This window comes from Nocardioides pinisoli, assembly GCF_024199985.1.
Classification (GTDB): domain Bacteria; phylum Actinomycetota; class Actinomycetes; order Propionibacteriales; family Nocardioidaceae; genus Nocardioides; species Nocardioides pinisoli.
Genome location: NZ_JANARS010000013.1, coordinates 1 through 13,430, shown reverse-complemented (window position 1 = coordinate 13,430; position 13,430 = coordinate 1). Strand labels below are relative to the sequence as shown.

Annotated in this window: 13 protein-coding genes; 6 read left to right on the top strand and 7 right to left on the bottom strand. The window is 73.2% G+C overall.

Annotated elements, in window-relative coordinates; translation table 11 throughout:
- Window positions 1–37 precede the first annotated feature (37 nt).
- Window positions 38–1,489 (top strand): HNH endonuclease, encoded by a 1,452-nt coding sequence (locus tag NCI01_RS20790; protein ID WP_254183402.1) that lies wholly within the window; start codon window positions 38–40, stop codon window positions 1,487–1,489.
- 894 nt (window positions 1,490–2,383) lie between these two features.
- Here the strand turns inward: NCI01_RS20790 and NCI01_RS20785 are convergent.
- Window positions 2,384–2,881, bottom strand: coding sequence for an RDD family protein (locus tag NCI01_RS20785; protein ID WP_254183401.1), 498 nt, complete (start codon window positions 2,879–2,881; stop codon window positions 2,384–2,386).
- Between the two features lie 3 nt (window positions 2,882–2,884).
- The gene (locus NCI01_RS20780; protein WP_254183400.1) at window positions 2,885–3,493 is read right to left on the bottom strand and encodes a hypothetical protein; all 609 of its coding nucleotides are present in this window, start codon (window positions 3,491–3,493) and stop codon (window positions 2,885–2,887) included.
- 460 nt (window positions 3,494–3,953) lie between these two features.
- On the opposite strand from NCI01_RS20780, the gene NCI01_RS20775 reads away from it, so the two are divergent.
- Together NCI01_RS20775 and NCI01_RS20770 are read left to right on the top strand one after the other, a co-directional pair.
- On the top strand, window positions 3,954–4,397 hold the full coding sequence (locus tag NCI01_RS20775) for a DUF7144 family membrane protein (protein ID WP_254183399.1): 444 nt from the start codon (window positions 3,954–3,956) through the stop codon (window positions 4,395–4,397).
- Window positions 4,398–4,400: 3 nt separating this feature from the next.
- Entirely contained in the window at window positions 4,401–5,801 is a 1,401-nt protein-coding gene (locus NCI01_RS20770) for a DUF2252 domain-containing protein (protein WP_254183398.1), read from the top strand.
- 293 nt (window positions 5,802–6,094) lie between these two features.
- Here the strand turns inward: NCI01_RS20770 and NCI01_RS20765 are convergent, their stop codons facing one another.
- Both NCI01_RS20765 and NCI01_RS20760 read right to left on the bottom strand, forming a co-directional pair.
- The gene (locus NCI01_RS20765) at window positions 6,095–6,673 is read right to left on the bottom strand and encodes a hypothetical protein (RefSeq protein WP_254183397.1); all 579 of its coding nucleotides are present in this window, start codon (window positions 6,671–6,673) and stop codon (window positions 6,095–6,097) included.
- 301 nt (window positions 6,674–6,974) lie between these two features.
- Entirely contained in the window at window positions 6,975–7,676 is a 702-nt protein-coding gene (locus NCI01_RS20760; RefSeq protein WP_254183396.1) for a response regulator, read from the bottom strand.
- A 192-nt stretch (window positions 7,677–7,868) separates the two neighbouring features.
- On the opposite strand from NCI01_RS20760, the gene NCI01_RS20755 reads away from it, so the two are divergent.
- Window positions 7,869–8,060 carry a DUF1918 domain-containing protein gene (locus NCI01_RS20755; RefSeq protein ID WP_308213243.1) on the top strand — a complete coding sequence of 64 codons (192 nt, stop codon included), beginning with the start codon at window positions 7,869–7,871 and terminating at the stop codon, window positions 8,058–8,060.
- 212 nt (window positions 8,061–8,272) lie between these two features.
- Here the strand turns inward: NCI01_RS20755 and NCI01_RS20750 are convergent, their stop codons facing one another.
- From NCI01_RS20750 to NCI01_RS20740, 3 genes are all read right to left on the bottom strand, one after another.
- Window positions 8,273–8,557, bottom strand: a complete 285-nt coding sequence (locus NCI01_RS20750) for a hypothetical protein (RefSeq protein ID WP_254183395.1) — start codon at window positions 8,555–8,557, stop codon at window positions 8,273–8,275.
- Window positions 8,558–8,927: 370 nt separating this feature from the next.
- A complete protein-coding gene (locus tag NCI01_RS20745; RefSeq protein ID WP_254183394.1) occupies window positions 8,928–9,602 on the bottom strand; it encodes a response regulator in 675 nt (224 codons plus the stop codon).
- Window positions 9,603–9,710: 108 nt separating this feature from the next.
- Window positions 9,711–11,456, bottom strand: coding sequence for a GAF domain-containing sensor histidine kinase (locus NCI01_RS20740; protein ID WP_254183393.1), 1,746 nt, complete (start codon window positions 11,454–11,456; stop codon window positions 9,711–9,713).
- Between the two features lie 236 nt (window positions 11,457–11,692).
- On the opposite strand from NCI01_RS20740, the gene NCI01_RS20735 reads away from it, so the two are divergent.
- Window positions 11,693–12,961 (top strand): MFS transporter, encoded by a 1,269-nt coding sequence (locus tag NCI01_RS20735; RefSeq protein ID WP_254183392.1) that lies wholly within the window; start codon window positions 11,693–11,695, stop codon window positions 12,959–12,961.
- A gap of 63 nt (window positions 12,962–13,024) precedes the next feature.
- Complete coding sequence (locus tag NCI01_RS20730) at window positions 13,025–13,282, top strand: hypothetical protein (RefSeq protein WP_254183391.1); 258 nt, start codon at window positions 13,025–13,027, stop codon at window positions 13,280–13,282.
- Window positions 13,283–13,430: the final 148 nt, after the last annotated feature.

Here is a 13,430-nt window from a genome sequence, read left to right as displayed (position 1 = left end):
ACGGCCACTGTCGGTGGTCGAGCGTAGGATCGAACACATGATCGAAACGCTGGCAGGGCCCGGAGCAGGTGAGGTAGAGGACCTCACCGCCCGTGACCTGCTGTCAGCGGCCCAGGATGCCCGCCGCGTCGAGAACGCTGCCGCTGCGCGTCTTCTCGAGGTGGCCGCCCGTTGGGCTGACCTGCATCCGCCGGAGTCGATCCACGACGCGGCCGTGTTCTCGATGGCTGCCGGCGGTCGGGAGCACGAGGAACCCATTGCCGGCGAGGGATGCCCGCTGGTGGCGGAGTTCTGCGTCGCCGAGCTCGGCAGCGTCCTCAAGATCTCTACCACCGCGGCGAAGAAGCTCATCGGCCACGCCCTCGAGCTGCGCCACCGCCTCCCCCGCCTGTGGGCCCAGGTCCACGCCGGCGCCGTGCCGGCCTGGCGGGCCCGCGCGGTGGCCGAGACCACCATCCACTCCACGCCGTCGCTGACGCGGGAGGCGGTCGGGTTCGTCGACGCCCAGGTCGCCGCCGTGGCCGGGAAGGTCGGCCCCGCCCAGCTCGACCGGCTCGTCGCCGAGGCGACCAAGCGGTACGACCTCGCCGTCCCTGACCCGACGGCGGACCCGGAGGACGGCTGGCTCCACGTCGACCCCCGCCACGCGAGCATCGACACCCAGGACGTGCACTACGCCGGGACGATGCGGATGGAGGCCGAGCTCGACATCGCCGACGCCCTCGACGTCGACCGCGCCCTGGCCCACGGCGCCGCCACCTTGAAGGCGCTCGGCTCGACCGAGTCGCTGAACGTGCGCCGGGCCAAGGCCCTCGGCGACCTGGCCCGCACCCAGACCGCCCTCGACCTGCACACCACGGGCTCGGGCACTACGACGGCGGGCAGCACCCCCGACGACGGACTGCCGGTCGCGCGGGAGGTCGTGCTGCACGCCCACTTCAACGCCACCCTCGACGGACTGTCGACCGTGTTCGGGCCCACCGGCCGGCTCGAGGAAGGGCAGCGCCTCGTGCTGCTCGACCAGATCAAGTCGTGGTGTGCCGACTCGCGCACCAAGGTCACCATCAAGCCCGTCATCGACCTCAACACCCACCTGCGGGCGCCCGGCTACGACATCCCCGACAAGCTGCGCGAGCAGGTCATCCTCCGCGACCGCACCTGCGTGTTCCCCTGGTGCACCAGACCCGCACGCCGAGCCGACATCGACCACGTCATCCCCCACGACCCCGACGCCCAAGCAGAAGGCCGGCCCCAACCCGGGCCGACGCAGACCGACAACCTCGCCGCCTTGTGCCGCACCCACCACCGGCTCAAGACACACTCCGCCTGGCGCTACCGGATGGTCGCGCCCGGGACCTATGAGTGGACTTCGCCGCACGGCCACCGCTACCGCCGCGACCACACCGGCACGAGCTCGATCGACCCACCGCTCACGAGGTCGGTCGACCCGCCGGATCCGCCCGGCATCCCCCGACCCCGCCGACGATGACCCCGCCCCACACCCCGCCACCCACCAGGTAGCGGGGCCACAGGCACGTTCAAGCAGCCTTGGAACTTGTCGTTCCATCGGATCAAGCGCGCTGGGACAGGGACAGCTCGAGCGTTCGCCAGCACGAAGTTCGTCGGGGACGACCCGTCCCACGGACAAGGACCACCGGCATTCCGCAGTGCTGCGCGGGGACTCCGAGCACTTGCTCTGCCCTGCTCGGCTCGACTGCCCGCCCGCCGCGCGATGTCCTGTCTTGGTCAGCGACCTCATACGGAAGCTCACGAGTCCGACGCGTGGCCGGGCAGAGCTGAGCCGTCGCCCGGTCGTGGAGCACGACTTCACCTGGGTCGGGCGTCGAGCGCGACTGGGGCCCACCAGGGAGCGCAGCTCGCTGGGCCCGACTACCCGTGGCTCTGTCAGCGGGACTCCGCGGGCTCGTCCGAGCGCGGCCGCGGGCTGGCGCCGAGCCGGTCGACGAGCCGGTCGACGAACCAGTCCCGCGCCAGTGCCGCCGCCTGGTCGAGCCGCCGGGCTCCTCGAACAGGTGGGTGCGCCCTCGACCTCGGCGAGTCTGTCGGGCACACCGCAGCTGCGCCTGCGCCTCCCGGCCTGCCGAGGCGATCGGTCGCAGGGCCGGGGCCATCGGCGCGTCTCCGGCCCCGCCACCAACGCGGACCTCCTGCTGGCGAGCGCCTTCTGGACGTCCCAGGTCCTGCACTTCGAATGGGGCGGGAGCCTCCTTCGCCGGCCGGTGGCGGAGATCCTCGTGGGCTGGCACGTCGAGCGGGGATACCTGTGGCCCTACGTCCTGCTGACCTACCTGCTCTCCCCACTGGTGGTCGGCCTGCTGCTCCACCCCGGGGGGCTGAGCTCGAGACCGGACGTCCGCGGGCCTCAGCGCGGCGCGTGGTGGGGACGGTCCTCCGGCTGCCAGTCGTAGACGACCGAGGTTCGCAGGAGGGCGTCGGCCACCGAGCGGTTCTGGCGGCTCACCACCACCCAGAGGATGCCGATGGGGAAGGCGGCGCTCAGCAGGGCGCGGACGAAGGCGCCTGGAAGCCGGGGCCGCCGGCCCCGGTGGTCGACGACCCGGAGCCCCATGACCACTCCGCCGTAGGTACGCCCCACGAGCCACCAGCCCAGGGTCTGGTAGACGACCAGCACGACGAACGCCGAGGCGATGCTGAAGAGCAGGCCGAAGTCGGGGAAGCTGAAGTTGCGCGGGTCGATCAGCAGGAGGAGCACCACGAGGGCGCCGTAGCACCCCAGCAGCACGAGCCCGACGACGAGCCCGTCGATCCCCGCGGCGACCATGCGGGTGACCAGTCCGGCGCGCCGGCGCTGGTAGGGACGTGCCTCCCGCGGGAGCGGGGACACCTCCCTCTCACGCACCGCTCACCTCGAGGAGTCGGCGCGCTTGGGCTCGCGCTGGTGCTCCGGAGCCTGCGTGGTCCGGTCACCACGTCGCAGCAGCAGCCTGTCCACAGCCCGGCTCAGCGCCTCGTCGGCGGCGATGCCTTGCATGCGGACGCCGCGGACGGTGTCCGACGCCATGGACCCGGTCGACTCACGGATGATCTCCGGCAGGTCGACGCCGTCGATCACCTCCGCCGCCAGGGCGACCAGGTCGAGCCTGGCCAGGACCGCCTGCACGATGGCGTGGAGGTCCACCCGGTGCAGCACGACGGCGGTGAGGTCCACCCGGTCGAGCACGGCGTCGACGTCGAGGCGGGCGGCGACGGCGTCGACGTCGAGGCGGGCGGCGACGGCGTCGAGGTCGAGGCGGGCGGCGACGGCGTCGAGGTCGACCCGCTCCACGACCTGGTCGACGTCCACCCGCTGCACGACCGCAGGCAGGTCGACACGCTCCACCACGGCGTCGACGTCGACGGTCGAGACCACGCGGTCCAGGTCGACGTGGCGGAGGACGAGGTCGGTCAGGTCGGTCCGGCGCAGGACCTCGTCGACCACCACGGGCACGACTGCGTCGAGACGCGCCTCCACCTCGGCGGCGAGCGCCTCGCGGCGCGCCTCACCCGACCGGGTGAGCGCGGCGAGGGGGGGTCTCCGGCCACAGCGACGCCGGGAGGAGCGGTGGTCGCAGCACCGCACGGGCCAGCGGTCCGAGCAGCGTCCGTGCGCGGCCGCCGGCTGTCGCGATCGTGTCGATGAGGCCCGCCGACACCGCGACTGCGACGTCGGACGGGCGGATGTCCGGGCCAGGTCTGGTCACGTCGTCACCCTCCGTCGTCCCGCCCATCGCACACCTTCACGGTGGGTGGCGGATCACCCTCATCGGATGAGGTCGCCGCGGCCGATCGGGGGCAGATTGGTGGGTGCAAGCACTGATACGTCCAGTGGCACGTCTCCAGGAGGAACCCAGATGTCACAGCCGACCTCACACCCGACGTCGCACCCGGACTCACGGCCGACGTCGCCGTCCACCCCGCAGCCCAGCGGCACGATGGACGAACCAGCCACGCCCTACGCGTCCGGCGCCGAGGAGGAACCCACGCTGTGGGTGGGGTGGATCGTCTTCGGCAGCATGATGATGATCATGCTCGGCACGTTCCACGCCATCCAGGGCCTGGTCGCGCTCTTCCGCGACGAGTACTTCCTCGTCGGCAAGAACGGCCTCACGATCGAGCTCGACTTCACCGCCTGGGGATGGACGCACCTGGTCCTGGGCGTCGTGGTCGCCGCTACCGGCGTCGCGGTGCTCTACGGCCAGATGTGGGCCCGGGTGACCGGCGTCGTGATCGCCATGTTCAGCGCGCTGGTCAACCTCGCCTTCCTCGCCGCCTACCCGCTCTGGTCCACGATGATGATCGCGCTCGACGTCCTCGTCATCTGGGCGCTGACGGTCCACGGGGGCGAGATGAAGGCGGCCAGGCAGCGAGGCTACTGACGGATGGGCGGCCGGAGCCCGGCTGAGCGGGAGCGGGCCGGCCGCGACGCCCGCTCGCAGGTCCCACCCGAGGGCCACGGCGCCCTCGGCACCGCCGGACGCCCCGACCCGGTCCGGGTCCTGCTGGACCAGGACTCCTCGCGCGTGCCCGAGCTGGTGCCCATCCGTCACGCCAGGATGGCGGAGTCACCGTTCGCCTTCTTCCGGGGCTCCGCGGCCGTGATGGCCGGCGACCTCGCCGGCACACCACGGTCGGGCTTCGACGTCCAGCTCGCAGGAGACGCCCACCTGGCCAACTTCGGCACGTTCGGCTCGCCCGAGCGGACGCTGGTCTTCGACCTCAACGACTTCGACGAGACGGCTCGCGGGCCGTGGGAGTGGGACCTCAAACGGCTGGCGGCGAGCCTGGTGGTCGCGGGTCGGGCCAACGGCTTCACCGAGAAGCAGAACAGGAAGCTCGCCGTCACCGCGGCCCGCCGCTACCGCGACGCCATGACGTCCTTCGCAGGCATGGGCAACCTGGCCGTGTGGTACGCCCGGATGGACGTCGAGGGCGTCCGGCAGCAGCTCGGCGACGAGCTCGATCCCCGGCTCCGCAAGCGGCTCGACCGGTCGGTCGACAAGGCACGCACCCGTGACCACCTCCGCAGCCTCGACAAGCTCACCGAGGTCCACGACGGCGAGCGACGGATCCTCGCGGACCCGCCCCTCCTGGTGCCCGTGTCCCACCTCGCCGGCGACGCGTCCCGCGAGGAGATCGAGAGCGGGGTGCACGACATCCTCCGCGACTACGTCGCCTCGCTGAGATCCGACCTCCGCGAGCTCGTCGGGTCCTACGACTTCGTGGACATGGCGCGCAAGGTGGTCGGGGTCGGCAGTGTCGGGACCCGCTGCTGGGTCGTGCTCCTGCGCGGCCGCGACGACGACGACCCGCTCTTCCTGCAGGTGAAGGAGGCCCAGGCCTCCGTGCTGTCGCGCCACCTCGGCCCCGGGGCGTACGACAACCAGGGCGAGCGGGTGGTGGCCGGGCAGCGGATCATGCAGGCCGCGAGCGACGTGTTCCTCGGCTGGCACCGCACCACGGGCCTCGACGGCACGGCACGCGACTTCTACGTGCGACAGCTGCACGACTGGAAGGGATCGCCCGACGTCGAGAGCCTGACCCCCAAGGGCCTGCGGCTCTACGCCCGGCTCTGCGCCTGGACGCTCGCCCGGGCGCACGCCCGCTCCGGCGACCGCATCGCCATCGCCGCCTACCTCGGGGACGACGACCGCCTGCCCCAGGCGGTCGCCGACTTCGCGACCACCTACGCGGACCTCACCGAGCAGGACCACGCGGCGTTCGCCGCGGCCGTGGCCGACGGTCAGCCTGCACGAGCGGCGGACGACCGAACGCGACGCTGAGCGCGGGGGCGCGCCCTCAGGCGTACGTCGCGTCGCGTCACGTCTGCTTCACGTCTGCGGCGAGACCTCGTCCGCGGTCAGCTCCCACGCCGAGGCGATCTCCTCCTCGGTGCGGAGCGGGACGACCATGACCGGGCTGCTCGCCTCGCGCAGCACGGACCGGACGAGCGAGCCGAGCCGCTCGGGCGTCCACGACCACTACCCGTGCCGGCCCACGACGACGAGGGAGGCGTGCCGCGACGCATCGACGAGCGCGTCGACCGTTCGTCGGCGGGGGCGTCCATGACGGTGCCTCAGCGATCGCGCGACCCCGGCCCGGCGCGGCGCCGGTCCGGCACGGCCGTGACGAGCCAGTCGACGAAGTGGGAGGGGTCGCGGAGCTCGAGCTCGTCGAGCAGCCGGCGCCGCTCCTCCACCAGTGCCAGCCGCCGCGACACGGACGTGGTGGGACGCACGACCTCCGCGGTGGTCGAGTCCCACCGCCGGTGCAGGTCCCGCGTCGAGAGCGCGTCGGGAGGACCGCTCGTGCGCCGCGAGGACCACAAGACGAAGCCGGTGCGGCAGAGCGAGATCGCCGGCGGGGAGACTGAGAGGAGCACCAGGCCCACCATGGTGCCGGTGTTGCCCCACGTCGTCACCAGGGCGTCCGCGGCGGCAGCTCCCACGCCCCACCACAGCAGCGAGCGGCGCACCAAGGTCCAGCGGTCCGGCCGCTCCTCGACGATGGCGAACGCGAGCGCGGCAGCGAACAGCCCCACGCCCACGCCCAGGAGCGTCATCCGCAGCAGGCCACCGGACGCGACGTCGAAGACGGACGCGGACCCGACGGCCACCGCCGTCACGAGCGTCCACGTGAAGCGGTAGGTCCTCATGGCTGCCTCCTGGTGCTGACCGCTGCGCCGGCGGAGCACCGGCTACGACCACGGTCCGGCAGGGAGCCCACCCCCGGACAGGGTCGACAGACCGCAGGTCGCGGGCCCGACGCACCCGTCCGAGGTGACCTTGGGCCCTGACCGGCGATCTTCTCCGAGATCACCCTCGCCGACCTGCCCCTCGTCCGGGGCAAGAACGCCTCCCTGGGTGAGATGCACCGCCACCTGACCTCGGCTGGCGTCCGCGTCCTGGAGCCGTCGCTCGCCGCCTGACCCGGCCGCCTGACCCGTGCTCGGTCGGTCAGCGGGGCGGCACGTCGCGGCCGCGCTCCCCCGACCCCGGGCGGCGTGCGGCCATCACCGCCGCCTGCGTGCGGCTCTCGACCCCGAGCTTGGCGAGCAACGTCGAGACGTAGTTCTTCACCGTCTTCTCGGCCACCCCGAGGCGTTCGGCGATCTGGCGGTTGGTCAGCCCCTCGGCGACGAGTGCGAGGACCTGCTCCTCCTTGGGCGTGAGGTGCTGGGTAAGGGGGTCCCGGTCCGAGCCGTGTCGTAGCCGGTGCAGCACCCGCGCCGTCACGGCGGGGTCGAGCATCGACTGGCCCGCCGCCACCCGCCTGACGGCGGAGACGAGGTCGTTGCCGCTGATCTGCTTGAGCACGTAGCCCGCGGCGCCGGCCATGATCGAGGCGAACAGCGCGTCGTCGTCGTCGTAGGACGTCAGGACCAGCACCTCGATGCGGGGGTCGGCCGACCGGATCTGGCGACAGACCTCGATGCCCGAACCGTCGGGCAGGCGTCCGTCCACGACGGCGACCCGCGGACCCAGCGCCGCGATGCGGACCGCGCCATCGGCCGCCGTGCCGGCCTCGCCGATCACCTCGATGTCGGGCTCGGCCTCCAGGAGCGACCGCACGCCACGGCGGACGAGCTCGTGGTCGTCGAGCACGAACACGGTGATCGGCTCCTCCGACACCGGAGCGCGGGCGCCTGCGTCCTCCATGGGACGACGGTAACCCCGTTCGGCGCCTCAGGTCCCGGTCCGAGCGCCCCCTCCCGAAAGGTCCAACGTCACCACAGGCCATGTGCGCGGTGCCGGGAGGCGGCGACGGAGATCAGGCGCGCAGCGCGCACCGCGGAGCGGGCACGCCACCGCCACCACGGGGGAAGGGCCGCCGCATGCCTCGAACTGGCCATGATGCTCCTCCACTCGGGTGCGGACGGCACCGACGCTAGGCGTGGTGCGCGTGCCGGGACAGGGTCCGAAGTCCCGGCACGGTCCGGGACCCTGGCGGAGGTGCGGCACGCCGACGGCACCCCGCCCTACGTGGTCCGGTGGTCCGGTGGTCCGACACCGGCCACGAGGCACTCGTCTACCCCCGCCTGATCACCACGACGTCGGCCGGGACGAGGTCGCCTGCTGAGAGCACGACGCCGGCATCTGCTCGAGCTCGTCCATCACCCGGTCGGCGCGGGGCACTGCCGCGGGCGCGGCCGGCGGGATGTTGGGGCCGACCTCCCTGACGGCGGGCGGCCTCGGTCGCCGTCAGGGCCGTCGGGGTCCCCCGGTCCGTCGACGCCATGGACAGCAGCAGGCGGTCAACGTGTGCGACGCGGTCGCGGCACGTCGATCACGCCGACGCCCGCCCAGAGGCGCAGGTGCCGGGGCCCGCGGTTGGCGGGCCGCTGCGACAGCAGCTCCTTCGTCCTGCGCTCGGCCTCGGCCACGACCTCCGCCGGCGGGACGCCGTCGAGGAGCGCGGTCCGCACCGACCGCGAGAAGGTCCGCAGGACCGATCCGGCCGGCACGTCGCACCGGTCGTCGACGAGGCGGTCGGCGGCCTCGCGAAGCTCACGGTTGGTCAGGCGTGCCGACGTCGTCATCGCAGCCACTTCCGACCTCCGGTCCCCACGTCCTCGTGCGGCTGGTGCATGGTCTCTCCTGTCCTGCACGTGTGTGCCCCCTCCCTCCGCACCCGGGTGCCCCGTCCCGACCCTCGTGACTTTCACAGCGCGGCGTGCGGCTGCAGAGGGCCGGTTGCGGGGCACCCGGTGCGACACCCCCGTGTGGTCTAGATCTCAGTTCACGCCCCCGGCAGGCACAATGGACCAAGGTCCCTGCTTTTCTCGGGACCGCGTACTGGGCCGGGCACCGCCGGCCGCCCGGGCGCGCTGAGCGCCCCGCCCCGGCGCCCCCGCTCGCGCGGGTCCCGGTCAGGGTCCCGGGCAGGGTCCCGGGCACAGCGGACGACGATCAGCCGGCGCGCTTCGCCGCGAAGACCGCTGCCTGGGTGCGGCTGGTGAGCCCCAGCTTGGCGAGCATGGACGACACGTAGTTCTTCACGGTCTTCTCCGACAGGTGCATGTGCTGGGCGATCTCGCGGTTGGTCAGGCCGTCGACCACCAGCTCGAGGATGCGCCGTTCCTGCGGGGTGAGCTCGCGCAGGTCGCCGTCCTCGGGCGGGCCGTTGCGGATCCGGTCGAGCACGTGGGCGGTGATCGCCGGGTCGAGCATGGACTGCCCGGCCGCCACACGCCGTACCCCCTCGACGAGGTCGCCGCCGCGCACCTGCTTGAGGAGATAGCCCGACGCGCCGGCCATGATCGCGGCGAACAGCGCGTCGTCGTCGTCGTACGACGTGAGGATGAGGCCCTTGATCGTCGGGTCGACCGATCGCACCTGGCGGCACACGTCGATCCCCGAGCCGTCGGGGAGCCGGCCGTCGAGGACCGCGACGTCGGGGCGGAGGGCCGGGATCCGTCGAGCCGCCTCGGCGGCCGAGTCGGACTCGCCCACGACGACGACGTCGCCGGCCTGCGTGAGGAGCTCCTTCAGGCCTCGTCGGACGATCTCGTGGTCGTCGAGCAGGTAGACCCTGATCGGCTGCGGTGCCGCGTAGGCATGCGGGCGGACGGCCTCCTCGCTCATGTGGCCATCGTCGCGGAGGTCCCGGTCCGGAGGGACCGGCATAGGGTCCACTCGTCGGGGGACCTTCGACCCGGGACCGTGCCGGGCGGTCCGCCGGAGGTCCCGGGGTCACTCCGGCGGAGGGCCCAGCGGCACCCACCACGTCAGGGTCGTGCCGAGGCCGGCCTCGGACTGCACCACCAGGTCTCCCCCGTGGCCGGCGGCCCGCTCACGCAGGTTGTGCAGGCCGCTGCGCAGGACGTCCTCCGGCATGCCCTGCCCGTCGTCGACGACGCTCACCTCGAGCATGTCGTCGCCGACGCCGACCCGCACCTCCACCGAGGACGCGTTGGCGTGCCGGCCGACGTTGGTGAGCGCCTCGCTCACCACCGCGAGGAGGTCGGACGCGACGGCGGGTGGCACGGTCGTGCGCACCGGACCCTCGAACCTCAGCTTGAGACGCAGCTTCATCGTCGCGGCAGCCCGCTCCACGAGGCTCTCGATCTCGCTCTGCAGGTCCGTCGAGGTCTCGAGCGTGCCGAGCGCGAAGATCGTGCGGCGGATGTCCCTGATCGTGTCGTCGATGTCGTCGATGGCCAGGCGCAGGCGGTCGGCCGCATCCCCCTCGGGCAGCAGCGCCGTCGTGCTCTGCAGGCCCAGACCCACCCCGAACAGGCGCTGCACGACGAGGTCGTGCAGGTCACGCCCGATGCGGTCGCGCTCCTCCAGGAGCGTGACCCTCCTCCGGTCCTCCCGGCTCCTCGCCAGCTGGAGGGCCAGCGCCGCCTGCTCGGCAAAGCTGCTGGGGAGCGCCGGGTCGAGACGCTGGAAGATGTCGAGCCGCTCGCTCGTCCACGCCAGCGAGAGCACACCCTCGACGCCGGAGCCGGAGCCGGACCGGAGCGGCAGCACCATCACGGGCCCGAGGCGCGGCCATCCCTCCAGGGACGAGGGGTCGACGGCACGCGGGTCGGCGGAGACGTCGTCCACCGCGACGGGGACCCCGGTGCGCACCACGAAGCTGGCCAGCGACTCCTTCATCGGCAACGCGTCCATCGCCTCCCGGTCGACCGGCGCACCCGCGACGACCTCGAGGTGGAGGTCGTGCGGGTCGGAGCCGCTGACCACCCAGGCGACGTCGGCGCCCGACACCGACCTGGCCCTGTCCGCCACGGCCTGCAACGCCTGGTGGGGGGTGGTGTCGTTGGCGAGCAGCGAGGTGATCTCGGCGGTGGCGCTCAACCAGGCCTGGCGCCGTTCGGCCTCCTCGTAGAGCGTCGCGTTCTCGATCGCCACGCCAGCCGCGGCCGCGAGGGCGACGACGACGGACTCGTCGGTCTCGGTGAAGCCCTGCCCGTCCACCTTCTCGGTGAGGTAGAGGTTGCCGAACACGCGCTCGCGCGTGCGGACCGGCACGCCGAGGAACGACGACATCGGCGGGTGTTGCTCGGGGAAGCCGTAGGACGCGGGATGCGCGGCGATGTCGCGCAGCCGGAGGGGCCGCGGGTCGTCGAACAGCAGCCCCAGGAGGCCGTGACCGGTCGGCAGGTCACCGATGCGGTCCACCACGTCGCCGTCCATCCCGTGGTGGACGAACGTGCGCAGCTGGCGCTCCGGTCCCTCCGACAGCACGCCGAGCGCCGCGTAGCGCGCACCTACCAGGCTGCTCGCGGAGCGGACGATGCGCAGCAGCACGCCGTCGAGCTCGAGCCCGGAGGTGATGGCCACCACCGCGTCGAGGAGGTGTCGCAGCCGGTCCTGCTCGTCCAGGAGGCCGTGGACGCGCGCGAGGACCTCGCGGAGCAGAGCATCGAAGTCGACCTCCGCCAGCGCGCGGTCCCGAGACTCCTCGCCGGATGCGCTGCGCTCACCCATCGACCTCACACGTTCTGGTTGGGCCCGAGACCGCCGCCAGCCTATGCCCGCGCCCGCGACGGCGGGAACCCCTCGAGCGGTCACCGCCCCGCGGGCCGGAGCCCAGCGCCCCGTCCGTCCGGCCGACCGCGATTCCGCGAGGCGAGCCGGGACTCCTAGGATGGTCACCGCAGAGGGTTCAACGCGTCCTTGGAGGTGGGTTCGGCGCGTCCTGCCGACGCACCCGAAGGACCCTCGTGACCCCCCTCGCCTCCTACCGCCGACTCCTGTCGATCGCCGGCCCCACCTACGTCCTCGTGGCGTTCGTCGGCCGCCTCCCGCTGGCGATGAGCCAGCTGGGCACCCTCCTGCTGGTCTCCACCGCCACCGGCAGCTACGGCGTCGGCGGCCTCAGCGCCGGCGCCCTGGCCGTGGCCAACGCCGTCGGCGCGCCTGTCGCCGGCTCGCTCGCCGACCGCGTCGGACAACGGCCGGTCGTCCTGGTCCAGTCGCTGCTCGGCGCGACCGGGCTGGCCGCGCTCGTCGCCGTGGTCGGCAGCGGGGCCGCCGACGCCCTCGTCGTGCTGACCGCCGCCGCCACCGGGCTCGTGCTCCCGCAGGTGGGCCCGCTGGCGCGGGTGCGGTGGCGCCCCCTGACGCGCGCCACCGGGACGCACCAACGCCGCCTGGTCGACGCCGCGTTCTCCTACGAGGGAGCGGCGGACGAGGCATCGTTCGCGATCGGTCCCGCGCTGGTCGGCCTCTCGGTCGCAGCCTTCTCCCCGTCGGGCGCCCTGCTGCTCGCCGCGGTGCTGCTGGCGGTCTTCGGCTCCGCCTTCGCCCTCGACCCGTCCGCGCGCCTGACCCACGACGCGGACCGGGCGGTCGGCACCGGCCGCCTCCTCGGCGCTGCCTTCGGCGTCCTCGTCCTGGCCCAGGTGTCCATCGGCATGCTGTTCGGTGCCACGCAGACCGGGGCGACCGTGCTCGCCACCGACGCCGGCACGCCGGGCGTCGCCGGCCTGGTGCACGCCACGCTCGGCGTCGGCAGCGCGCTCGCGGGCCTCGCGACGGCGTACGTCCCCGAGCGGTTCGGGCACGAACGCCGCGCCCTGGTCGCGGCATGGGCGCTGCTGGCCCTCTCGCTCCCCCTGCTGGTCGTCGGCTCCCTGGCCGGCACGGCCGCGACCGTGCTCGTCCTCGGCGTCGCGGTGGCGCCCTACATGATCGCCGTCTTCTCGCTCGCCGAGCGCGTGGTCCCGCCTGCCAAGGTCGGCGCCGCGATGACGACGCTGGCCAGTGCGACCGGCCTCGGCTACGCCCTCGGCTCCAGCCTCGCCGGCCGGCTCGCCGACGCGGCGGGCGCGACCGCGGCCTTCGGCGTCACCGTCGGCGCGACCGTGCTGGCGGCCGCCCTGATGTCCACGCAGCAGCAGCGGCTCCGCACGGCGTCGGTCGGGGAGCCGTCTCCTCCTGCGACGCCGGCCGAGCCCTGGGTGGCGGCCCCGGTGGGCGGCAGCCGGTAGATTGGCGGTGTCCACGACGCTGCGGCACCGCGCCACAGCCCTGCTGGACGGGTCGGATGCCCCATGCTGGAAGCTGGTCCGGAGTTCGAACCCGGGCGTCATCAGCGGCTGTCGTCGCTGCTGGAGGACGTCCTGGTGGCACGGCGGGTGCTGGACAGTGCCCGGCACGACAAGCGGCTCGCCGAGCAGCAGGTGCTGCGCCGGGAGCTGCTCGAGGCGCTCGAGGCCTATGCCGAGGCGCTCGCCCAGGTGGGGGCGCCGCTGCCCCCGCGGCTGCGGTCGGAGATCGACCTCTACCGCGGTCTCGGCGGCCGGGGCTGACTGATACCTCCTCGTGGGAGTCGACAGCACCGATGGTGGTGCTGATCGTCGTCTTCTCAAGGAGGTGCCCGGATGCGGTTCGTTGGCGGTGAGGGGCAGGCCGGTTTCCTGCGTGTGATGGATCGAGCAGGGCCGGCCCGGACATTGC

Coding starts and splice junctions, on each gene's coding strand:
- NCI01_RS20790 (WP_254183402.1), top strand. CDS start 38: ATGATCGAAACGCTGGCAGGGCCCGGAGCAGGTGAGGTAGAGGACCTC.
- NCI01_RS20775 (WP_254183399.1), top strand. CDS start 3,954: ATGGACGAACCAGCCACGCCCTACGCGTCCGGCGCCGAGGAGGAACCC.
- NCI01_RS20770 (WP_254183398.1), top strand. CDS start 4,401: ATGGGCGGCCGGAGCCCGGCTGAGCGGGAGCGGGCCGGCCGCGACGCC.
- NCI01_RS20765 (WP_254183397.1), bottom strand. CDS start 6,673: ATGAGGACCTACCGCTTCACGTGGACGCTCGTGACGGCGGTGGCCGTC.
- NCI01_RS20760 (WP_254183396.1), bottom strand. CDS start 7,676: ATGGAGGACGCAGGCGCCCGCGCTCCGGTGTCGGAGGAGCCGATCACC.
- NCI01_RS20755 (WP_308213243.1), top strand. CDS start 7,869: ATGATGCTCCTCCACTCGGGTGCGGACGGCACCGACGCTAGGCGTGGT.
- NCI01_RS20750 (WP_254183395.1), bottom strand. CDS start 8,557: ATGACGACGTCGGCACGCCTGACCAACCGTGAGCTTCGCGAGGCCGCC.
- NCI01_RS20745 (WP_254183394.1), bottom strand. CDS start 9,602: ATGAGCGAGGAGGCCGTCCGCCCGCATGCCTACGCGGCACCGCAGCCG.
- NCI01_RS20740 (WP_254183393.1), bottom strand. CDS start 11,456: ATGGGTGAGCGCAGCGCATCCGGCGAGGAGTCTCGGGACCGCGCGCTG.
- NCI01_RS20730 (WP_254183391.1), top strand. CDS start 13,025: ATGCTGGAAGCTGGTCCGGAGTTCGAACCCGGGCGTCATCAGCGGCTG.